Origin of the sequence: Methanobacterium sp. BAmetb5 (assembly GCF_003491305.1) — an archaeon.
Lineage (GTDB): Archaea > Methanobacteriota > Methanobacteria > Methanobacteriales > Methanobacteriaceae > Methanobacterium.
Window position 1 is genome coordinate 340,716 of record NZ_CP022706.1, and the last position, 24,340, is coordinate 365,055.

Consider the following 24,340-nt stretch of genomic DNA (forward strand, 5'->3'; position numbering starts at 1 on the left):
TCACTTAAAGTAACTTACTTTGACCCTCATCACTCATATTCTTCATGATGATGTCTTTACTTGCTAGGAAACTCTGAATTAATATTTTTTCAGAACTCACATCAAGCAAAGTTTCAGAAATAGCTTGAGCCACCCTAAAGAAAGCATCGTTATTAATCCAACCTGTTTTTTCTAAAATATTTTTCACTTCTGTTTTTTTTTGTTTATTCCATAAGATAGAAACTGAATGAAGTGTATCAATTAATTCTACAGGATCTTCAAGATCTTTTACTTTCCTTTTTTCTGGTCCTAATACATTAATAAACTGACCATTTTTTAATATAAAACCCTTGTTCCATTCTTCAGATAAATCAATACCAGCACTTTGAGCTAATTTACGAGCTTCATCAAAGGGAACGCTTGAGTCCTGATAATTCCATCGCCATAATAAATAAAATTTAGTTAATGGCGATAATTCTCCTGCTAAACCTTCATGAAGGATCTGAGTCATTGCATAATTTGTTACAACATCTCTCACAAAACTTAGGAGTTTATCAGCTCTGATTTCATTACCTTCAAAGTCCATTATTTTTTCATATTTCCCAAAAATTTCAATTGCTGAACCTATAGCAGCTATAAAGAAATCAGAACCCGAGATTTTTTCATCCCATAATTTGTTTAACTTTTTAGGCACATAATCTTTGATTTCTGCTTTAACATCATTATACCATCCAATTCTATCTTTCTCAAATTTACGTGCCACAATATATATGGAGGATGCTAATGCAGCAGAGCTTTTTGATCTGGTTCTTGCTTTCCTTTCTGTTGAAAGGGGCCATGATGCAGTAACTGTCAGTCCTGAATCCAACAATGCATTAATCACTGTTTCCCAACCTTCAGTAGTTTTATGGGCATAAACAATAGTAGCAATACCTCCTTCTTTTAAAACGCGATAAATCTCGATGAAGGATTTATTTAACATTTTTTCAAAAAATATTTTTGATTCTTCCCATGATTTTTCATATGTATAAGCCACAACTTCTTTTGATTTAGGACTTAAAGGAGTAGTAAACAATTCTGGATAGATGTTTCCAATTGATCTTTTGAGCCATACATAGAAAAAATCGGCTAATAAGGAATATGGGATATTGTCATAGTAAGGCGGATCAGTGAAAATTGCATCAAAATAATTATCAGGATAAGGTAATGATGTGGATGAACCCTGTGTAACTTTTGAGGGAATATAGCTGGTTTTTGAACAATGTTCTATGGTTTTTGATATCCAATTAACTGCCGAATTCCAATCACCTGTAGCTTCACTCCATGGACATAACTCAAAATAATCCCAGACAATAGAAAGAGCTTGCCTTGTTAGAGTATTTCCAATAAATTCTCCATTTGGGACCCATCTTGATAGTGTGGAATTATAATCTGCTAATCTATCAACGGCTAAAGCTAAATAAGTAGATATTGCTTTAGCGTAATTTTCTTCATATCCTTGTTCTATCATTAATCTATAAGCTTTAAAAACCAGATCTGAAAAACGAATAAGCATTAACTTTTGTCTTGGATTAAAAATTGAATCCCAAGTATCATAACCATAATTTCCTACTGTAAAACCCCTTTCTGCACCTCTGCCTTTACCTTTAGGAATCTTCTTGTTAATGAAATAATTATCTTCAATTTCATTTAATTCTTTATTTATATTTTGAAGAATTATATTGTCTTTTTCATCTCCTATTCGATAATATTTTCCTTTTTTTCCTTTATCAGAATTTTTTAAAACAACAGCAACGATTCTTTCATCATATTTATGATTTTTAAAAAGATTCCGAGTATCCTTACTTTCAATTATGGAACCACATTTTAAACACTCTATAGAAGCCTTTTTAACTGTTCCATTTGAAGGATTGAAGTTTGTAGGTATTTCATCATTCTGACCAACGATTTTAAACTCTAGTTTATTATTATGGAATAATGGCATTAATGCAATTTTTTTGTTTTTCTTCTTAGAAAGCCAAAAATCTCTGACAATAGGAATTTCTAATCCACAACTTGGATTTTGACATTTCAGAGTCCTAACCCATTTATAACCTACAGGCAGCGCATTATTTTTTTCTATTGGATACTTTTCTTTTAATTCATTTTTTGCAGTATTTAATAACCACAAAGCCCATTTTTGAAAATCTTGAATAAGAGGATTTGATTTTTCAGCATACGTTTCAATTTGATGCCCATATTTCTGAGGATATTCTAAAGTACATTTCTCAATTAAAACAGCAACGGGATTATAATCATTTGCATAACATTCACAACCTAAACGAAGAGCTTCTAAGGGGATAGAACCCCCTCCTGAAAATGGATCTAAAATTTTTACAGGGGAATTATCGTTTGCACTTAAAATATCCTTTTTAGCCTTATTTAATAAATTTTTGTTATCAGAATTTGACCATCTAGATAATTCTATAATAAAATTTCGTGTTTTCTCTCTTTCTTGATTATTAGGAGGATTAGGAATTAGAGCAGCATAATTTGTTGCACGAGAACTAGCAAGAGGTCTTCTTGCCCACCAAATATGAAGAGTAGAAATATGGCCATGTCGAACGTTTTTTTCACTTGAAGACTCCTCACTAACCTCCTTTACAGGAAAACTATCCTCAATAAACCTTCTATCCATTAGTCCACCTTCTCGTAGACCTTTTCACCCTTCTTCCACTCATCAGGATACACAACCAAACTTACATCAAACTGTTTCTCGGCTTTTAGATTAAAAACAGGGTCCTGGATTACATATAGCGTAGGGGTTGTTGTTGCATTTGCTACAACATACAACCAATAATTCTCTCGGAATCGTTTGGCTTTGAACCATTCATTGAGGGTTAACTTCACAAGCCCTTCTTCACTACGAGCTTTAACTTCAATATACCTCAATTCACCTTCTTCACTACGTGAACGAATATCAAAACCTAAATTTAACTTAGAAACATCTTCAGGAATTCTACCTTGCTCTTTTTCAAATTCCATAGTGACATCCATTCCAATCAGTTCAACATTAAATTCAGCTTCTAATTTTTCCTTGGTACTAATTCCTTCTAAATTATCCCAATCTTCATCTTGAATGACTTTAATGGCTCCAATAAATTTAGGCATGGACATACTAACGCTTTCTTCTTTGATAATGTCTTCTTTCAGCTTATTTAGGGCTATTTCATAGTTCTTCTTCTTTTCTTCTTTGTTGTGGATGGCTAAATCAACATTTTCACCCATACTTTGCCTAAAGTATAATGAGGTCAGATCAGCATCTAACTCGCTAATGAAGAATTCAAGAGATTTAATACCATATTTACGTCTTATTCCAGATTGACGTTTTCTTTCTGCTTTCAGATTATTTGAATATTCTTCAATGATTTTTATGGCATGACTCTGGGCTTTTGTTTTATCAAAATTGTGTTTGAAAGGTTTTGAATCATCAATTGGTTCTAAATCCCATATTATGGATGGGTTAATATCTTCGAGTTTTTCCCCACTTTCGTATAGGGCAAAAAGCTTTTTACCTACTGTTTCTCCTTTTCCATCATTTACTGTTCCTTCAAAGAACCAAAATAATCCTTCAAATTTATTATTAGGGTCACGGAAGACACATCCTCTTTGTAAAGTGTTAGAATAATTCAGTTCTACCCATTTTAACACTGCTTCAAGGAGTGGATGTCCAAATGACAAAAAGTCGTAATCTGAATTTTCAGAAGCAAAATTCTTATCAAATGTTAATCTAGGATATGATTTATTCAGCCGACCAAATGATTTCTTGAAATCAGTGTTATCTGCAGCTCTTCTAATATCCGCAGGTAGGGAAGCTATGTTTAATGTACCATTTTTTCGTGTTGTGAATTTTCCACCAACTTTTTTAAATGCCTTTTTGAAAAATTCTTCCAAATATTCAGGTACTAAACGGGATTCTTGAGTTAATTCTTCTAATTCTTTAATTGATTTATAATCAATTGAATCAACTAAACCTTCATCAACTAATTCCTTGATTAAGGTATTTTTGTAATCTTCATCTAATGGAATGTCAATATCTTTTTCTATGTCATCAACACTTCTTTTGCCGGATACTGCATCACTAACCATTTGATATAGGTCTTTACCTTGGAAAACATCACCAATTACATCAAAAACTTTATCGGTACCAATGGAATTTCTAATCTCTTCTAGTTTTTCTAGTATTCTAGCCAGAACTTTACCTTCTCGAGTATTTTTAGCAACTAAATTGAAAATATTGACATCTTCTTTTTGTTTATATCTGTGAATACGTCCCATTCGTTGTTCTAAACGATTAGGGTTCCATGGAATATCATAGTTAATCATTAAATGACAGAATTGTAGGTTAATACCCTCACCAGCGGCTTCCGTTGCCACCATAACTTGAGTTTTCTCTTTGAAAACTTTTTCTGCTTCAATTCGTTGGTACATATTCATTTCGCCGTGGATGGTGTTAACTGAATAACCCCATGAGGTAATTGTATCAATTAGGTAGTCAACTGTGTCTTTAGATTCACTGAAAATGAGTATTTTTTCATCACCTAAGGATTCCATGACAGATTTTAGTTTTTCAATTTTGGTTTCATTACCTGAAACGAGAATGGTTTCAGACATTTCAATTAATTCACTGAGGGTTTTGATCTCTTCAGATAATTCTTCCAAATTCAAAGATAACGTAGCTAGTTCCCATTTTTGCTCTTCTTTCCAACGAATATCCTCTGATTCATCTTCCCTTCTATTGAATCTTGTTGATGTGTATTGATTTAGCAAATCTGGATTTTCTAATATGTATTCAAATTTTTCTTTTTTGCGCTTAAGAGATTTTTGCAAAGCATATATGCTTGATGCCATTCTTCGTTGTAATAATAAAAGTGCAAAAACAAAACTTCTCCTCTCTTGATCAATAGCTTTGTTAAACTGATACATTACATATTTAGATAATTTTTCATAAAGTTCCATTTCCTCATCAGAAAGGTTAAAGGAAACAGTTTGAGTAGATCTTTTAGTAAAAATTGGTTTACCCTCAAAATCCCGGAGGTCTTCCTTAATTCTTCTTAAAAATAATGGATTTTCACCCTTTTTCCGAGCCTCAGTTAACATTTTCTGGTCTGCAAAGAAACCGGGGGCTAACAAATCAAGCAGTAAACGGTAATTCTCAGGGTCACCTTTATGAGGAGTGGCTGTAAGGAATAATAAATTTTCAGCAGTACGAGAAAAAACTTCCCCTAGTTTGTAACCCTTTCTCTTAGTGATCTTTTTCCCATATCGATAAGCTGCCATTTTATGGGCTTCATCAACTACAACTAAATCCCAATGGACTGGGTTTAAGGATTCAATAATATCATCTTGTTTTGCAAAATCAATGGAAGTAATTAGTTGATTTTCCACTTCCCATGCATTTTCTGATTGGAATAAATTTATGAAGGTTCGGTCAACTAAGGTAAAATTTTCCTGGAATTTATCCTTCAATTCTCTTTGCCATTGATATTTCAAATGACCTGGAGATACAATCAAAATACGTCTAGCTAAACCTCTAAGTTTCAGCTCCTTGATAATCAACCCCGCCATTATAGTTTTACCTGCACCAGGGTCATCAGCAATCATAAAACGAATTTTAGGATTTTTAAGTACATGTAAATAAACTGCATCAAGTTGAAATGGAAGTGGATCTATTTTCGAAGTGTTCATAGCTAAAAAGGGGTCAAACATGGAAGCAAATTTGTATTTTAATGCTTCTAGTGAAAGGAACACTTCGCTGGCAGGGGCTGAAAAATCTAATAATATTTCTCTACCGGTTCCAGTTTCACCATCACTATCATTAAGATCTTCAAATTCTGCTTTTGTTAAAAGATGATCTACAGTATCACCTGAGTTTATAGTAGTTCCAATGATGTGGACATGATCTCCGAAATCTTCTATTATTTTTACTTCAATCGCTTCTGGCCAGTAAGGTCCTTCGAGTATTGATCCTTCTTTAATCATTTTTAACTCCCATGAATGGTTTATGCCAATCAGATATTAATTAATATTGTCGATTAATTAATATTTTTATTACAATTGAATTATATCGTAATAAATCAATTAATATACACAATTTAGAAATTATTAATGAAAAGAACTGATTAATAGGAGATATTATGAATGGGTCTAAAGCATCTATCTATAAGAGTGCCATGGCATGATACGGGTTGGGAAGGAACTGTCTGCCAAAATCCAAATTTAAATAGTTCTTGTCTAATTCTGGATAGATTAGCTCCTAAAAAAGATGATGGTGCTGATTATTGTCTTGATTATGAAGTTACAAAACATCCTAATTACCGAAAATTAAGAAATCAAAAAAATGCAGGAAAATGTTTAGATGAATTAGAAGATAAACAGTATCCTGCTTGTGTTAGCGAAAGAATGGCCTTTATGTCTCCTTTTGAGTATAATTTAACTATCAAATATCCTTATACTTATCGTCCAAAACTTAGTCATTTTTTACCTACTAAAATTAGTAACCCCCCATATTCTGCTTCAACCATTCCATTTTATTGGTTGTCGAAAAAAGGGATTAAATCATTATTAGAATCTAATACCCTTCCAGTGAGTATGGAAAACGAAAAAGATTTCGAAAAGGATAATGAGATAAGAACGGATTGGGCAAACGTTTACAATAATCAAAAACTAATAATAGACTGGTTTTATTCTCAAATAAAGCCTGAAAAATCACTTTGCTTCTTTTATGCTAAAAAAGTCCCCTTTGTGGAAGAACAGAATCGGATAATTATCGGTGTGGGTAGAGTCAAACAAATCGATGATTACCGCGAATATGATTATAAAGAAGATCGAGAGTATAGGGGCTTAATTTGGGAGAGAATGGTCCATCATAGTATTCGCCCAGATTTTGATGATGGTTTCATATTACCATATCATGCCGCGATTAAATTTGCTGACGAAAATCCAGATATAGAATTTGATCCTACGGAATTGGCCGTTTATCCCCCTAAAGGAAAAATACGTGAATTTTCTTATGTAACTGAACATGTTAGCAATGATTCCGCTATTGATGTTATGTTATCCTGCGCAGAATCACTTAAAAAAGCTATTAAAATTGGATTAAAAGGTCCTTGGAAAAAAAGCCTCAATTGGATTAACTTGCAAATTGGAGAACTTTGGAAAATGAGGGGACCTTACCCTGGAATGGGATCAGCGCTTACAGCTTTAGGTTTTAGTTTAGGAAACTTTATTGCATTAGAAATAGATGACCAATTGAAAGAGGATGAAAATCCGTGGATTATATTAGAAGCATCATTCGAAAATCCTGATGACTATTTTTCTAATGAACTGGCTGGTGAACTTAAAGGAATGAAAGATGTGTGGGAAATCCTTACCAATGACGAAAAAGATCTTCTTCAATTAATTAGTAGATTTGATCTTTCTCCTCTACAAGCAAAAATGATTTTAATGCCAGAAACCCGTGATGAGTTTGGTTTAAACTTTGATGAAAATGAAGTTTTAGAAAATCCTTACTTAATTTTTGAACAAACTCATCATACTGTTGAACCTATTAGCTTTTTAACAATTGACCATGGTGTCTTACCATGTCATGAAATAGCAAATAAATTCCCCTTGCCAGATAAAAGTAAAATTGAATCAGAATTAGATTGGAGAAGGATTAGAGCGTTAATATCAGAAATTCTTGAAGAAGCTACCTATGAAGGTCATTCTTTACTCCCTCAGAACTTAATTATCGAAAAATCCAAAGAACTCCAATTAGATCCCCCATGTAATTTAAATGGTAAAATAATTTTAGCTAAAGAGAAATATTTCTTAGAAGTAATCGAAAAAATTGAAATGGAAGATGGTAAACCCGCATATCAACTAACAGAGATCTATAAAAACGCTAATTTTATTAAAAATAAATTACTTTCTAGAAAGGAAGGTAAAAGGAATCTCAGCAATATTGAATGGGAAAAATTACTATTTAATTATCTTGAGAAAAAATACCCTCTAGAAAAATCAAAAGATCCAGAAGCTGAAAAAAAGGCAAGGGATGAAAAATCAGCTGCATTGAGAGAAATAGCTGAATCTCGTCTTTCAGTTTTAATAGGATCGGCTGGTACTGGAAAAACGACTTTACTTTCTATTCTTTGTCAGGAACCTGAAATTAGAGAACGAGGTATTTTATTACTTGCCCCCACAGGTAAAGCTAGAGTAAAAATGGAACAAGCTTTGGGTTTATCTTCTCGAAAAGATCCCAAAATAAAAGCATACAACATCGCACAATTTTTGGTTAAATCAAGCAGATACAATGGGGAAACAGGAAGGTTCTTCTTGAATGATGAACCTCCAAAAAGAGTAGGGGAAACTGTAATAGTAGATGAAGCATCCATGCTAACTGAAGAGATGTTAGCATCACTTTTACAATCAATCAAAGGTTATAAACGACTGATTCTTGTTGGAGATCGTTATCAACTTCCACCAATTGGAACTGGAAGACCTTTTGTCGATATTATTACAGAGTTCAAACCTGAAACTCTTGATGATAATCAGTTCCCAAAAGTTGGTGATTCATATGCAGAATTGACCATCAACCGACGTCAAACTCTAGAAGAATGTGGAAAAAGGTATGATATTCAACTAGCTAACTGGTTTAGAGGAGGATCTCTTCTTTCTACCGATGATATGATATTTGATTTATTAAATGGTTTGAAAAAATCAGATTGTCTTAAAATTTACCAATGGGACTCACCAGATGAATTCAGCCATTTATTATTTGAAATACTAAAAAATGAACTCAATTTAAAGACTAATAATGATTATAAAACCTTTAATAATTCTTTAGGTGCTGTAAATGGCATATTTAAAGTTGGGGCCGCTAAAAAAGCTGAAAAATGGCAAATCTTATCACCAGTTCGTAATAGAAATCATGGAGTAAGTGAAATTAACCGCGCCATACATCAAAAATTTAAAACTGCTTATATTCGATCCGCTAGATCTAGAGAAAATAAACTAAAACGATACGATGATTATACTAAAAAAGCAAAACCAGCAGGTCCTGAAGAGATAGTATGGGGAGACAAAGTTATAAATATTCAAAACCAGTCTATTGGTACTTGGAATATCAACAATAAAAAGCAGGAAGATGGTTATCTTGCTAATGGAGAAATTGGCATATTCGTTGAAAAATCTCCAATTAATAATAAAGATTTTGCTCTAAAATTTGAATTTTCTTCACAGCTTGGTTTGGAGTACTCGTTTTTTGAGAGTTTAACTCCCATGAATAGTAAATACCGGTTTAAAAATATTGATGAAGATCAACCTTCACTTGAATTAGCTTATGCACTAACTGTCCATAAAGCTCAAGGAAGCGAGTTCGGTAAAGTTATACTTGTAATTCCCCGAAATTCATTTAATATATCTAGAGAACTGATATATACGGCGTTAACACGACAACAAGATGGTATAATTATCTTATTTGAAGGTAATCCAATTGATTTAATGAATTATAGTGAAGAAAAATGGTCTGAAACAAATCAAAGATTCACTAATCTTTTCCGAGCACCCTGTCCACGTGAGGTTAAGGACAAAAAAGATTTATTCCTAGAGGATAGGTTAATAAATCGTACTTTAAGGGGTGAAGATGTCAGAAGCAAATCTGAACTAATTATAGCTAATATACTTTATCATTATGGTATAGATTATGAATATGAGGGTGTTTTAGAGTTTGATGGTGAAGTTAGGCGTCCTGACTTTATTATAGAAGATGATGATTCGGGTGAATTCTATTATTGGGAACATTTAGGAATGCTTAATAATCTTCGTTATAAACAAAATTGGGAAAAGAAAAAGGAATGGTATTATAAAAATGGCATCACCGTAGAAGGTGGTCGAAATGGTACTCTGATTATAAGTGTTGATAACAAAAAGGGAGGAATTTATTCCGAAGAAATTGAAAATATTCTTAAAAAACATTCATTAATTTAAAAAAAGAATAAAGGATATTGTTATATCAATCCAACATACTTGAGAATATCATCTGTTTTATTTTCTAAAACTTCGATGGATCTATTATAACATTCTTCTACTACAGATTGAAGATTTTCTGTCCCTATCCAATATTTTTCAAGGATTTCATATCCTAAACTATTAGATATTTTTTTAATTACATATGAACTGATAAATATATCATCAATATAACCATAAGGACCATATATTTGTTCAGGAATTATATCCATGGGTATAACATAATAAGCAATAGCTGCACTGATTTCTAACCTTATATCATTACTAATACTTTTTTCATCCAAAACATCAGTGAGTAATTTGTAGAGAGTAGGACCATGATCAATAAATGAGGCATAATCCCCATCATATGATGCCAAATTATCCGATAAGACATCAAAATAATCTTTAAATTGATTTTCCATTATGACAACCTCTTATAGTTATAGTTTTATTATAAATCAATATTCTTAAATATATTTCCAATTACTTAAGATATTTTGGAATGATTAACAAATATAGCTACCGGAAAAACAGGGAAAAGAAACAACAGTATCAACAAAATGGCATTGCAGATGAAGGACTCCATCGGTACTCTCATAATAACAGTAGATAATCGAAAGGGGGACTTTCATCTCAAGAATATTGAAGAGAATTTGAAAAAATATTCATTAATTTATTAGATGATGTTTTAAGACATCTAAGAAAACTAATGAGGCCCATTAGACAAAGTTCTCTAACGATAATCCTAATTAATAATCATTATTCAATTTCTTAAAAAATCCTTCTACTTCTTTCTCAGTATCTTCATAATCATGTATCTCGTACTGGTAACTCACATATCGAGCATATTTGTCCTTTAAACTGTTGTAAAAATAGAGGGACCAGCTACCGCAATCAGAACATTCTACCATTTTGATCAGTTCTGGAATGAGTTTTAAACGGTCATCAGATACTGGATTGTAAAGATAGAGGACCTTACTATCCATATCAGTTTCTGTATGAAACTTATACTCTGCAAAGGGATACACATTACCCTTGAGTAATTTGGCACGTATGGTGTATAATCCTCTATTTTTCTCCATGCCTGTAGTGTAGATCAAATCCATTGATTCATAATCACCCAGTAACTGGAATAATTCATTCAGTTTCTCATTTAATTCCAGTATCTGTTTTTTAATAAAAACATCAGGCATTGCCCCACCATGTGCTTTTTGATTCCTTAAATTAACAATGGGAGTTAAAATATCAATTATCTGAGGATTGGCTATGTTTTTGTAGAAACTTCGCTCAAAGGGGATTAATTCATACACTTCATCTTTAAGGTCATCGTAGAAACTTATTAAACGTTCATATAAACCCACCCAGGACCCGAAACTCATGGCATAGTATTTCAAACTTCCGGTATCCCAGAACTTTTTTTTACCTTCATAACATATCTCCGGGGGGAGAGCGGATAAAAGTAGAATAGTATTGAAGGCAGCAATCATTTCGAACAATTTGAAATAATTATCCAAGCGTTTGTGTAAACCGGTATCTGTTTTACTGGCCATGTGATGAGAAGTAGCAAAAGGCCAAATCTGATACTGGTAAAGAAGATATTCATCATCAAATTTAGATAAAATATCATCCAGATCATGGTAATTGAAGATATTCCGCTTAAAGTTACGGAAAGCAGACCCTATTTCATTAAAAATCAGTTCTGCCCGTTGATAAGAATCAACAATATTATTTTGAGTTTTCAGATCTGGAACCTCAATCTGCAAGGATTTGATACCCTTCATATCCAGCTTTTTTTGAGTGTTACCATAAGAGAGAAGTATTAACTCGTTTTTAACAGCTTCTGAATTTAAATATATTTTCAAATAGGGTTCTGATATGTTTTTATCTGACAATATGAACTGATAATAATCGGATATTTCATCCTTGTTTTCCAGTTCTGTGAGAAATATAACGTCATTATGGGGAACTTTTGGAAATAGAAAAACATTGCGTTCTGGTGCAAATTTATCTCGAAATTTAGTAAGATCTGTCAAAAATTTTAGGGAATAGGGTGAATTTTCGGTTTTTTTCTTGAATTCCTCCAATCCCCTCATAAAATCAAAGGTCCAATAAACCTTATCCCCATTCAGGGTTGAAGAATCAATCCATATGCCCTGGGCAAAATTATCATTAAATGTTTCTTCAAAATAGTTATTTATTATAATATCTTCCACATTCTGATGAAATTTTGCAAAAAAGACTTTATCTCTCGGGGTATCATTTTTAATTATTAATATACATGTTTTTGTACTGGAATACGGATAAAGAGTGTTATATGGTAGAGAAATAATAGCTTCGAGAGAATAGTTGTCCAAGATATATTGACGTAAGGGATTATAATAATCAGAGTTAAAAAAGGATTTTTGTTCAGGTAATATGAACACTGCATGACCATTTTTCTTTAAAAGCTTTAAAGATTCCATTAAAAAATGAATTTCCAGGTCCAGGATCTTGAATCCATAAAAATCAACAGATTCCTGTAATTGAACGAAACTGGGTTGGGTAACGATGAGATCAAATTTTTCAGATACACTATCTTTGAATGTGAAAAAATCTGTATTGAATAATTCATAATTTACATCTGTATCTTTTAATTTCTTTCGCGCCTTTTCAATAATTTCTTTACTGATATCCACGCCAATAAAGCTTGTTTTAGTAGTTGAATGCTCATTTATCTTGGGAAAAAGAGTTCCACTTCCACATGCGGGGTCTAGTACTCTTTCAGGTTCCCAGCCAGCAACTATGTTAGAAATAAAAGAAATAATCTTATTTGGTGTATAAATGATGTTTTCTGGTACAAAACCAGATTTGTATGATTTGTTCTCCATTGAAAACCCCCCACTTTTCATAACAATATTTACTAAAGGAATAATATAAATTTTTCATTTTAGAAATTTGGAGACCTCATCATTTAAAAGAAAGTCCACGGCATCCACAATGGCACTTTTACCTGAACCATTGGGACCAGAAATAAGGAAGTTATTCCCCTTAGGCTCAAATTTTAATTCCTTTATCCCCCTGAAGTTACAGATCTCCAGTTCGTGGATCCTCATGGTGATCCACCACTTAAAACAGTAATTAATCTTTTCACATCAAGGGAAGATCCATTATTCATAATTTTTTCCAGTTTTAAAATCAACTCTGGGTCAAAATCCTGGTTTTCACTCAGTTTCTCAAAGGTTTCATCCAGAATCTCCTCCAATATTGATTGAGGAGCTTGAACCAACTCTTTAGTATCCCCAATGTAAATCCCTCTATCTAATATATTCTCTGTTTAAAATATTGATCATAACTTATGAATTAATTATAAAATAGAAATATTTAATTGTTGGCATGTAAGAATATTCATAGTTAGCAGTAATGGAGGATTAGAATGGAAGAAACATTAGAATCAAATAACAATGTTTGTGCTGGTTGTGGAGCTGAAAACCCTGAAATTGCCAAATTCTGTGTTGAATGTGGTCAGAAAATTGAACCAGAAGTTATAACCGAAAAAACCTGTTTCAACTGCGGTAGTAAGAATAATGCAACAGCCAAATTCTGTGGGAACTGTGGAAATGACCTTTCAGTAGAAAAAATACAGGAAACTGTTTCTTTTGAAAATCCAATCCGCTCCCGATCAGTTTCAGATAAGAAAGGTTTAGCCCATAAATTATTATCTGATGTGAAAAATGAGGCTAAAAAAGCCAAAAAAGATATTGAAAACGCCATTGAAGATTATACTCTTGATATACCTGTGGAAATGAGGGAAACTGCCGATAGCATAATTGTAAATATGGAACTACCTCAAGTTAAAAGAGAAGATATCAACATGGATATCACCCCTTTAAACTTTAACATCAAAGCGCAATTCGACCATGAAGTGGAAGTAAAACAGGGAACTCAGATTAATCGTGTTGAAGTTAGAAGAGGTCATTTAAATAAAAACATTAAATTACCTAAAGAGATAATCCCCGAAAGAACCGTAGCTGATTTTGATAACCATATGTTAACACTCAAATTTATCAAAAAAACTGCTGAAAGTACACATAGCATCAAATTATGATTTTTTTTATCTTTTTATCACTAAAATAGATTTAAATATTGATAACTCATTGACTAATGAGATAATATATTTAGAAGGAGCAAGCGTAGTAAAACTTTATAATACTTGCATTCTTGCAGTATTATTAACATATCACGCATTAGATTTGTATTAAGGGGGTGTTTATATTGAAAAATCTTCCAACATTACAAGAATTGTTCAATCATAATATTTTTAAAGTTCCAGATTATCAAAGAGGATATTCATGGGAAAACAGGCATCGTGAGGACTTATTAGAAGATTTAGACCTTATTAGGGATAAAAAAAATCATTATACTGGCACAATAGTGATCAAAGAAAAAGGCAAAAGAGAAGGCTTGGCAAAAACTTTCACAATATATGATGTTGTAGATGGCCAACAACGATTTACTTCCTTAATAATACTTTTAAATTCAATCGCCAACGAGATGGAAGATTTAAAATATGAAACCTCCCTTGAAATTGCAGACATTATAAAACAGACCTACATTAAAGAAAAAAGCAGAGATGGGCCTTCAATTTACAAATTAGAGCTTGATGATGACAACAACTCATATTTTCGAGACGCAATTATCGAAAATAAGAAAGGGGTTGAAAAAACTATTGAATCACACAAACGTTTAGCAAATGCAAAAAAACAATTTACATCTTATTTAGTTTCTAAAAGATTTGGAAATTTCCCACCATTAACTGAAGAAGAATATTTTCAGCTTTTAAATCGTTTATTGGATAAAATATCCCAATCGCTTGTTTTTACATTATATGAAGTAGAAGATGACGCAGAAGTGGGCGTTATCTTTGAAGTGATGAATGATAGGGGCAAACCACTATCCGAATTAGAAAAAGTAAAAAATTACTTGATCTATTTAACTGGCCGCATTTCTGAAGGACTTGATGCCGATGATCTAGTAAAAAGAATAAACGAAAGCTGGAAAGTTATCTTAGAGAATCTGTCTCTAGCAGGGATGTCTAAAAATTCAGATGAGAACCGTTTTCTTCGACTAAATTATATAATCAACTACTATTCAAAAATGAGGACTATAGTCAAAGATGGGAAAAAAATTAGCATAAACAGCCAATTAGCGGACATCCATAAACAACTAAAAGACTATTTCAAAAAATACGAACGAAATGAAGAGTATGATAAATGTTACAGTGAAATGGAAGAATATATTGACTCCCTAAAAAGCATGTCAGCAAGGTTAAGAGACATATTAAACCCAGATGTACCTCAAGCTTTTCCAAACATAGAGGATGAAAAAATTAAGAGAAATTTATTAGTAACATTTTCTCAAATAGGACGTTTAGAGGTTCAATCTAACATTTTAGTACTGGCAGTTAGCCTTTATGAAAAATTCATTGATCAACCCCAAAGATTGTTAAAATTAATGCAATTAAGTGAAATTTTAGCATTTAGAATATACTACTTGTGGGGATATATGGCTTCAAAACTTCAGACTAGATTATATAAACTTTCTTGTGATATCTACCAAGGTAAAAAAAATTATTCTCAGATATATTCTGAAATAAATAATATTTTAGAACATGAAGCTCCGGAGTTCGAAATTGAATCTAAATTAACCAGTAATGACGATTTTTATGAATGGAAAGGACTTAGGTACTTCCTTTATGAGTATGAAAGATTTAAATGCCGTAAAGAAATCAATGAAGAACCAGAATTAACGTGGGATCATCTTAAGAATAAAATGAAAAAGGAAACAATTGAACATATTTTGCCCCAAACTATTGTCGGCTCAAGTGGAGAAATTAAATACTGGACAGAACGATTCACCACTTCGGAACATATTAAAAATGTTAGGAGACTTGGAAACCTCACTCTATCAACAACTCACATAGGAGCATCAAATAAAGGATTTGATAATAAAAAGGAATATTATAAAACATCTAAATGGTTCATAGAGCGTGATTTGATTAAATATAGGGAATGGAAGATAGATGAGATTGATCACAGAGAAAAAGAATTAATTGCTTTTGCTATGAATAGATGGTCAACCCATAATATTTAAATAATCATTCCATTTTCTACCATCTCTATCTTCATATTTTCATTTAATTAAAACCATCAGGACACGCAAATGTTTAACAGATTAATATCAATCGCACCGATAAAGGATCAAAAACCCCATGGGAACCTGCTGGGGTTTCTCCACATTAGGCTCACTGGAATCATCTTTACGACCATATGAAAGCTGGAATTTCTCAGAAAACAATGTTAAAAACATCCTCAGCTAAAGTTACCCCGAAGGTTTCGACCGGACATTCACTGGAGGAGGGGACTGATTAGCAGTATTAGCATATTTAGCCCTTTATTCTGGTCCAGTTTTAGCCGTAGATGACCCCTATAACACCACCAGTGATTACTCACCATCAGGACTCACCCCAGTTAAACATGTTCAGGATAACGTTATCATACCTCCCCGGGTAATTCCTAAGTAATTCAACTATGGAATTAGAGCCTTGTTGTGTAGAGCTTACATTTGCACGTTGATAAAACAGTGAATCAATGGCTGCAAACTCTTATATGCGAATTTTTAAGTATTTTACTCCTAACCGAATATATAGTTCTTAGACAATACCCTGAGCCATCATTGCCTTTGCAACTTTAAGAAATCCCGCAATATTAGCTCCTACTACATAGTTACCTTCAAATCCATATTCTTTAGCCATTTTATCAATATTTCTATATATGTTAACCATGTTTCTTTTTAATCGTAAATCAACTTCATCAAATGACCAGTGCATATTTGAGCTTCTTTGTGCCATTTCCAGTACACTGGTGGTAACTCCTCCAGCATTAGCTGCTTTTCCTGGTAAGAACATTAATCCAGATTTTAAGAATAATTTAGTAGCTCCGGGAGTTGATGGTTTATTTGCTCCTTCCGCAACATACTTAACTCCATTATCTATAAGTTTTCTAGCTGATTCTTCATCTAACTCATTTTGAGTAGCACAGGGAAGAGCTATATCACATTTTATGTTCCAAAGACCTTCACTTCCTTCTTTATAAATGGTGTCAGGAAAATCATTTAAGTATTCATGGATACATTTTCTTTCTTCTTCTTTGATATGTTTTACAAATGGAATAGATATACCATTTTCGTCATAAATGTAACCTTTAGAGTCAGACATAGCAATAACTGTTGCTCCAAGTTGTATGGCCTTTTCCGCTGCATATATAGCCACATTCCCTGAACCAGAAATTATTATCTTTTTACCTTCCAAAACTTCTCCCCTTGCTCTTAAAGCTTCTTCCAATATATAAATAAGCCCATAACCTGTGGCTTCCTTTCGGACAAGAGATCCACCATACTCTATTCCACTTCCGGTTAATACACAATTGTGCCTGTTTGCAATTCTATTATACTGCCCAAACATATACCCTACTTCTCTTAGACCAACACCAATATCCCCCGCAGGGACATCAATATCCGGCCCTATGTAATTCTTTAGTTCAGTCATGAAACTCTGGCAGAATCTCATTACCTCAGCATCGGATCTGCCTTTTGGATTGAAATCACTTCCACCCTTTGCACCGCCAATTGACATACCGGTTAGACTGTTTTTCAAAATCTGTTCTAATCCTAATAATTTAAGAACCGATAAATTAACTGACTCATGAAAACGAAGCCCTCCCTTATAGGGGCCAAGTGCACTGTTGAACTGAACACGAAAACCTCGATTCACCTGTACTTCACCATTATCATCAACCCATGGTACTCTAAACATCACCACTCTTTCCGGTTCTAAAAATCTTTCTAGAATCTTTGCTTCCTGAAATTCAGGATGCCTCTCAAACACTACATTAAGACATCTTAAAATCTCAGTTGCAGTCTGAATGAACTCTGGTTCATAAGGATTTTTTCTTTCAAGCTCTTTTAATACATCATCCACGTATGTCACATCCTCATCTCCTAATTTTTAGATGGTCTTCATCCTCATTAAAATTGTACTCGGATAGCTCTTCAAAAACAGCGTATTTAGGAAATTACCCCCATGTTTATCCTGAAATTTTTTAATGGCAACTATAAAACATTTTAATTTGATCCTATCACGTTCTAATCCTTTTTTAAATTGAATTTACTAGGGAAAGTAGCCCTGTAATTAGAACCTAGTTGGGTAGAGCTTAACTTTGCTCGTTAATTCAATATATGATTTTTTTCATTAAAAAATTTTATATAGTGATAAACGCTTAATATTGTTATCACTAACTTATATTAATATACAAGCCAAATTTGGAGAAATGAATGTTTAACAAAATAAAAATAGTATCCTTGGTTTTTTTACTTGTTTTTGCATCATCTGGATTTTCTTTTGGTCAAGATAATAATCTAACTCATTCTAACACTTCTTTTGAATATAATTTTACTAATAACAGTTCTATCTCTACTAATAACAGTTCTAATTATACATCCACAGGTATCAACGCCCTTGAAGATTCATCACTAGGTGCAGATGACAATAATGATTTTTCCAATCCCATTAAATTCGAATATTTAAAAGGTGTATTGATTTTTTCCCCTGAGGAGTTGGAGAACCTCCCCTCCTACTATGACCTCCGTCTTCTGGGCAGGCTGACCCCGATAAAGGATCAAAACCCCCTGGGAACCTGCTGGGTTTTCTCCACATTAGGATCACTGGAATCATCTTTACTACCATATGAAAGCTGGAATTTCTCAGAAAACAATGTTAAAAACATCCTGAGCTACAGTTACCCCGAAGGTTTCGACCGGACATTCACTGGAGGAGGGGACTGGTTAGCCGTATTAGCATATTTAGCCCGTTATTCTGGTCCAGTTTTAGCCGTAGGTGACCCATATAACACCACCAGTGATTACTCACCATCCGGACTCACCCCAGTTAAACATGTTCAGGGTAACGTTATCATACCTCCCCGGGTAAATTCCTCAGATAATGCGCAGTATAAACTGGCCATTATGAAGTATGGGGCTGTGGTAACTCAAATGGCCGTTTACAGTGACTTTTATAATGATAGCTCAGCTGCTTATTATTGTGATGAACCTGCAGCACCCATAAACCATGACATCTGTCTGGTGGGCTGGGATGATAATTATGACCGGAACAATTTCCTAACTCCACCCCCTGGTGATGGGGCTTTCATAGTAAGAAATAGCTGGGGAACTGGTTGGGGAGATGGTGGGTACTTCTATATGTCCTATTATGACACCAGACTGGCAACTCAAGGAGGTTGTGCCTTTAGTAACATTGAAAATACCACCAACTACAACCAGGTTTACCAGTATGACCCTTATGGTTTGGTTAACATGACTGGTTTTACCTGTCAAACAGCCTGGTTCTCCAATGTCTTCACTGCCAACACCACCAATCCATTGAAAGCCGCCAGTTTCTACTCACTAGCCCCCAATTCCACCTATAATGTTTCAATTTATTTAAACCCTGAAAATGGCGACCCCAAAAGTGGAGTTCTGGCTTACTGGAAAAACGGAGTGATAGATACTCCCGGGTATAAAACCATTCCCTTTGATAGTTACATACCCCTTAATTTAGGACAAATCTTTAGTGTTGTGGTAAAAATCACGTCCCCTGGTATTCTTAGTCCCGTGGCATATGAATATCCCCTCGGTAATTATTCAAGCAGGGCCAATGCTAGTTTCGGGGAAGGATTCATAAGTAGTGATGGTGTAACCTGGCTGGATATGGCCGGATTTGTAACTAATGCCAGCGTATGTTTAAAGGCCTTCACTGTAAGTGCTGCTGGCCTGGTTTTATCACAAGAATCTGATAATGATAACCCAAAATTGGGTGATCCAATCAAGTTAACCATTAAACTATTTAATCAGGGCCCGGACACTGTTTCAGGTGTCACAGTTTATGACAAGCTTCCCCCTGGACTTTCGTTTATTTCTTACTGGGCTAGTTTCGGAACTTATGACCCTGCCAGTGGATTGTGGAATATAGGTGGTCTCCCCTATAACCAGACAGCTATCCTTATTATCAATGCCATTGCCAGTCAATTGGGTAGTTTCACTAATATGGTTACAGTTAACTCCTTAACCTACAATCCATTGACTAGTACTGGAGTATTAAGTGTTCATATAACTCCAAACGATGGATTGGTTAATGCAGTTACCATTCCACTTCAAAATACGGGATTACCAATTGCACCAGTTATAATTGGTTTCCTATTGATATTAGGAGGGATTTATCTACCGAAGAGAAGCTGAATAACTCAATCAATATCAACACTACCATTTAATATTTAAAAAAACAATTAATAACTAAGGAGGTTAAGGGAGGTATAAAAAAATGGAAGGTTTTAAACTAAACGAAATCCCGAGACTGCTTATAGCGTTAATTATTGTTTTTATTGTCGGTGGTATTGGTAGTGCAGCAACCTATCCCCAAATTCCCCTCTGGTATGTGAATGTAATTAAACCAAGCTGGGCACCACCAAACTGGCTTTTTGGAGTGGTCTGGACTATTCTTTATATCCTGATAGGCACGTCCCTCTTCATGGTATGGAGGAAAGGCCTGGAAACTAAAGAAGCTAAAATCGCCATAGTGGTCTTTGCAGTTCAGCTGGGACTGAACCTGTTATGGTCCCTGGTATTCTTCGGACTCCATTCTATCCTGGGCGGCCTGGTAATCATAATACTGATGTGGCTAGCCATAATAGCTAACGTTATTGTATTCTACCGGATTTCCAAGTGGGCTGGTCTGATTCTTTTACCCTACCTTATATGGGTGACTATAGCTACCTACCTGAACTACTCTATTTACATTTTAAATTAAGGACATTTCTTAATTAATTCTTTTTTTATTTTTTTCACCAGCTACTAATCTAGTTACTATTTTAATAGATGCAATAGTTCTGCCTTGAAATCATAGGATGATTTATCTTCCAAAGAAAAAGCTAAATAACCCATTTGTATTCCCTTATTACTTTTTTTACAAGACCCAATATCCATCCTTAAAACCACTTAAAAAAACACGACACCCTCTTTTTTTTAAAATATACATTTTAACTAGATTGGTCTGAAGGAAGTTTATTTCCGTTTACTACGTATATATCTTAGTTTGTAGAATAATGACATGTATCACTATTATTGATACAATAAAGAAAATTATGAAAGGGAATACAGCATAAAGGAGGTGAAAATACTTGGAAAAAACGAAAATATCCCTAAAATTATTACTGGTTATCGCTGGGCTTATGTTAGTACTATCTATTTCCCCGGTAATGGCTGATGATAGTCTGGCAAGTTCCGAGTCCCCTAAATATCAGGGTGACAACCAGAACACCGGACAATCTACCTATACTGGCCCACAGACCAATCAAACCCAATGGAATTACACCTTAAACTCCAGTGAAACGATCAGTATAACTCCAGCTGTTGGCCCCGATGGAACCATTTACCTTCCAGTACATATGAGATACAAGGATGATCTAAGAGCCATAAACCCCGACGGCAGTTTAAAATGGAACTACACTATTCCCTACAGATCATTCAACCGCATTTCTGGAACACCAGCCGTAAGCCAGGATGGAACCATATATGTCCCTGGTTATTATATCAGTGATGATCCTCAATATTTCGGTTTCATACTGGCGTTAAATCCCAATGGAACCTTCAAATGGATCTACACCAACGGAGGTATAGATGGATGCACTTCTCCCGCAATAGGAAGCGATGGGACCATATACACTGCCGGATATTATCAGGGACTTAAGGGTAGTGTTACCGGGATGTATGGTGTATTCTATGCAATTAATCCTAACGGTACCCTAAAATGGAGATATGACATCCCCGACCAGGGTAACAGTTATTCCTATGGGGCTCCTGCAATTGGTCCTGATGGAACCATCTACTTTACCGCAGAAGTAGCATACTACACAATTACTAGTAGGTTATATGCATTTGATCCCAATGGTACTCTAAAATGGCAAAAAATCATTAACCCTAACCCATCTTATTACACTAATCTCCGTATATCACCAGTGGTAGCAAATGATGGAACTATCTTCATCACCCCTCAGTACTATAACTACGTGGACCATACCACTGTCGGCTATGCCTTCAATCCTGATGGAAGCGAAAAATGGACCAGCAACTATCTACACACCCTGATAAGAGGATTAGCCCTTGCCAGTGATGGAACCCTATATCTAACTGGATGGTACGAAAAAGAAAACAGTAGAACTGGAATACTTTACGCAATAGGGCAGGATGGTACACAGAAATGGAATTATACCACTGACTATCCTTTGAACTTCAACCCGGTTATTGGCAACGACGGAACCATCTACTTTGGTGAAGATACAGTGCCCGACACATTATACGCTTTAAACCGTGATGGAACCCTCAAATGGTCTTTACCAGTGCAAACCACGACTGCCCCTGTAATCGGAGCCAGTGGAGCACTGTATGTGGGTATTGTTACTGATGGCCTCTTAGGACAGGTTTACAGTCTTCTGGCCATTAGGAGTCCATACTCTCCCCAGGATGATCCCACCAGCAACAACAGCAATGACCCCGCAAACACCGTAAATGCCGCCAGTAAAACCATAAAAATGCAAGAAACTGGACTACCTATTAATTTAATGGTTCTGGCCGTGTTAATGGTTTTGGGTGGTTTAATCCAAACAAAAAGGAACTAAATCCATCCTTTTTTTATTTTTTTTCGAACTTAATCGGAAGCATTTGATATGAATTTACTGGGAAGAGCTGCCCTGGAACTTGAACCATTATGTGTGGAACTTAGCCTGGCACGTTAATTGAAATATATCTCTCTTTTGAATTAAATAGCAAATATTATATAACTCGGGGTAATATGCTACATTTATAACCCACTTACTCTGGTTAAAGAATGAAAATAACTGTAAACATTCTCAAAACAGGGAAATATGTTAATTATCTCTTGAAATGATAATAATGTTTTGTAATGATTGTCGGTATGGATTTTAGTTAATAATGGAGAATTTTAAATGAGAAAATATTATCTTGATAATTTGCGATGGCTGGTAATTTTAATATTGTTCCCGTATCATACCTTGCTCCTCTACAGCAGTATCGGGTCCTACTACTTCCACGTGGCTAACTCCGCCGTGGCCAATGCTTTCCTCCTCTCTTTTGCCCCCTGGTTCATGCAACTGCTCTTCACTGTGGCCGGGATCGCCACCTACTACTCCCTAAAGAGAAGGACATCCACGGAATATCTTAAGGAGAGGGTGACCAAACTCCTCCTCCCGGCAGCGGCTGGTGCCATCCTGGTAATACCATTCAGTGTTTACTTCGGCTTCCTTTACAGCGGATACACCGGGAGTTTCCTCTCCCTGTGGCTATCTATTTTCAGCCACCCCCTGGAGTACCTGGCCAACGGAATAATTATAGGCCCCCTGTGGTTCCTGTTATACTTATTCATAGTCTCGGTGGTGGCCCTGCCCTTTATCATGAAGTACAAAAAGGGAGAATGGAGAATACCCCTGGAAAAGGTAACTGTACCTAAACTATTACTGTTGATAATCCCCCTGACCATCGGTAGTTTTTTCCTCAATTTATACCCGGATAAAAGTGTAGTGCAGTTCTTATTACTCTTCATGGCCGGTTACTTCTTACTGTCGGATGACGGCGTGCAGGAGAAGTTGGAGGATAAAAGATGGCCACTTTTCATCTCCTTTGTGGTTTTAACCATTATCTATGTGGTGTTAGCTTTATCTATCATGAGTTCATCGGGAGACGCTACCAGTGCCGCTACCTCAACAACTTCGGTCCTGTCCCTGTTCCTGATGCAACTCTACGCCAACGTTATCCTGTGGCTGGGAGTCCTGGGTGTCATGGGAATGGGTAAACACTACCTGGAATTTAAAAACTCCATCACCCTGTACCTGTCTGCGGCTTCCTTCCCTATTTACATCTTCCACATAGTATGGATCAACCTGTTTGCCTACTACCTTATTGGATGGATGCCGGGTATGATTGCACTACAGGTAATCCTCACCATGGCCTTGAGTTTCGTATTCACCATAGCCACCATTGAAGTGGTGAGGAGAATCAAGGGAGTCCGGTTCCTATTTGGAATTAAGGGATGAAATTTTAATTTAGGGTTGAATAGTCCCTATAAATACCTTTTTTCCTGGCTAGAATGGGGTGTTTTCACCCCATAATACCCGGTATTAAGAGTGAAAATATTCACATAATTTTTATATAATAGTTATTACTATTTTTGTTT

General features: G+C 34.8%; 14 protein-coding genes. 7 read left to right on the top strand and 7 right to left on the bottom strand.

The genetic code is table 11. The features are described 5' to 3' along the window. Positions 1 to 4: 4 nt before the first annotated feature. Entirely contained in the window at positions 5 to 2,656 is a 2,652-nt protein-coding gene (locus tag CIT02_RS01625) for a DUF1156 domain-containing protein (RefSeq protein WP_292613411.1), read from the bottom strand. Further along, positions 2,656 to 6,000, bottom strand: a complete 3,345-nt coding sequence (locus CIT02_RS01630; protein ID WP_292613412.1) for a helicase-related protein — start codon at positions 5,998 to 6,000, stop codon at positions 2,656 to 2,658. Before CIT02_RS01630 ends, CIT02_RS01625 begins: the two co-directional genes overlap by 1 nt. 159 nt (positions 6,001 to 6,159) lie before the next feature. Here CIT02_RS01630 and CIT02_RS01635 point away from each other — a divergent pair, with 159 nt between their 5' ends. Then, on the top strand, positions 6,160 to 9,987 hold the full coding sequence (locus CIT02_RS01635) for an AAA family ATPase (RefSeq protein WP_292613413.1): 3,828 nt from the start codon (positions 6,160 to 6,162) through the stop codon (positions 9,985 to 9,987). Between the two features lie 20 nt (positions 9,988 to 10,007). On the opposite strand, the gene CIT02_RS01640 is transcribed toward CIT02_RS01635, so the two are convergent. The 4 genes from CIT02_RS01640 to CIT02_RS01655 all read right to left on the bottom strand — a co-directional run bounded on the left by CIT02_RS01640 (position 10,008) and on the right by CIT02_RS01655 (position 13,273). Beyond that, positions 10,008 to 10,430, bottom strand: a complete 423-nt coding sequence (locus CIT02_RS01640; protein ID WP_292613414.1) for a YkvA family protein — start codon at positions 10,428 to 10,430, stop codon at positions 10,008 to 10,010. A 327-nt stretch (positions 10,431 to 10,757) separates the two neighbouring features. After that, on the bottom strand, positions 10,758 to 12,875 hold the full coding sequence (locus CIT02_RS01645; protein WP_292613415.1) for an N-6 DNA methylase: 2,118 nt from the start codon (positions 12,873 to 12,875) through the stop codon (positions 10,758 to 10,760). Between the two features lie 54 nt (positions 12,876 to 12,929). Continuing rightward, the gene (locus CIT02_RS01650; RefSeq protein ID WP_292613416.1) at positions 12,930 to 13,100 is read right to left on the bottom strand and encodes an ATP-binding protein; all 171 of its coding nucleotides are present in this window, start codon (positions 13,098 to 13,100) and stop codon (positions 12,930 to 12,932) included. Continuing rightward, on the bottom strand, positions 13,097 to 13,273 hold the full coding sequence (locus tag CIT02_RS01655) for a hypothetical protein (protein WP_292613417.1): 177 nt from the start codon (positions 13,271 to 13,273) through the stop codon (positions 13,097 to 13,099). The genes CIT02_RS01650 and CIT02_RS01655 overlap by 4 nt, the downstream gene beginning before the upstream one ends. 147 nt (positions 13,274 to 13,420) lie before the next feature. Between CIT02_RS01655 and CIT02_RS01660 the strand changes: the two genes are divergently transcribed. Together CIT02_RS01660 and CIT02_RS01665 are read left to right on the top strand one after the other, a co-directional pair. Continuing rightward, positions 13,421 to 14,092, top strand: coding sequence for a zinc ribbon domain-containing protein (locus CIT02_RS01660; RefSeq protein WP_292613418.1), 672 nt, complete (start codon positions 13,421 to 13,423; stop codon positions 14,090 to 14,092). Between the two features lie 167 nt (positions 14,093 to 14,259). Beyond that, on the top strand, positions 14,260 to 16,137 hold the full coding sequence (locus CIT02_RS01665) for a DUF262 domain-containing HNH endonuclease family protein (RefSeq protein ID WP_292613419.1): 1,878 nt from the start codon (positions 14,260 to 14,262) through the stop codon (positions 16,135 to 16,137). Between the two features lie 559 nt (positions 16,138 to 16,696). On the opposite strand, the gene gdhA is transcribed toward CIT02_RS01665, so the two are convergent. Further along, positions 16,697 to 18,031, bottom strand: coding sequence for an NADP-specific glutamate dehydrogenase (gene gdhA, locus CIT02_RS01670; RefSeq protein WP_292613420.1), 1,335 nt, complete (start codon positions 18,029 to 18,031; stop codon positions 16,697 to 16,699). Between the two features lie 344 nt (positions 18,032 to 18,375). On the opposite strand from gdhA, the gene CIT02_RS01675 reads away from it, so the two are divergent. The 4 genes from CIT02_RS01675 (at position 18,376) to CIT02_RS01690 (ending at position 24,200) form a co-directional block, all read left to right on the top strand. Beyond that, complete coding sequence (locus CIT02_RS01675) at positions 18,376 to 20,334, top strand: lectin like domain-containing protein (RefSeq protein ID WP_292613421.1); 1,959 nt, start codon at positions 18,376 to 18,378, stop codon at positions 20,332 to 20,334. Between the two features lie 82 nt (positions 20,335 to 20,416). Further along, entirely contained in the window at positions 20,417 to 20,902 is a 486-nt protein-coding gene (locus CIT02_RS01680; protein ID WP_292613423.1) for a TspO/MBR family protein, read from the top strand. Positions 20,903 to 21,272: 370 nt separating this feature from the next. Further along, positions 21,273 to 22,769, top strand: a complete 1,497-nt coding sequence (locus CIT02_RS01685; RefSeq protein ID WP_292613425.1) for a PQQ-binding-like beta-propeller repeat protein — start codon at positions 21,273 to 21,275, stop codon at positions 22,767 to 22,769. 327 nt (positions 22,770 to 23,096) lie between these two features. Next, positions 23,097 to 24,200, top strand: a complete 1,104-nt coding sequence (locus tag CIT02_RS01690) for an acyltransferase family protein (RefSeq protein WP_292613427.1) — start codon at positions 23,097 to 23,099, stop codon at positions 24,198 to 24,200. Positions 24,201 to 24,340: the final 140 nt, after the last annotated feature.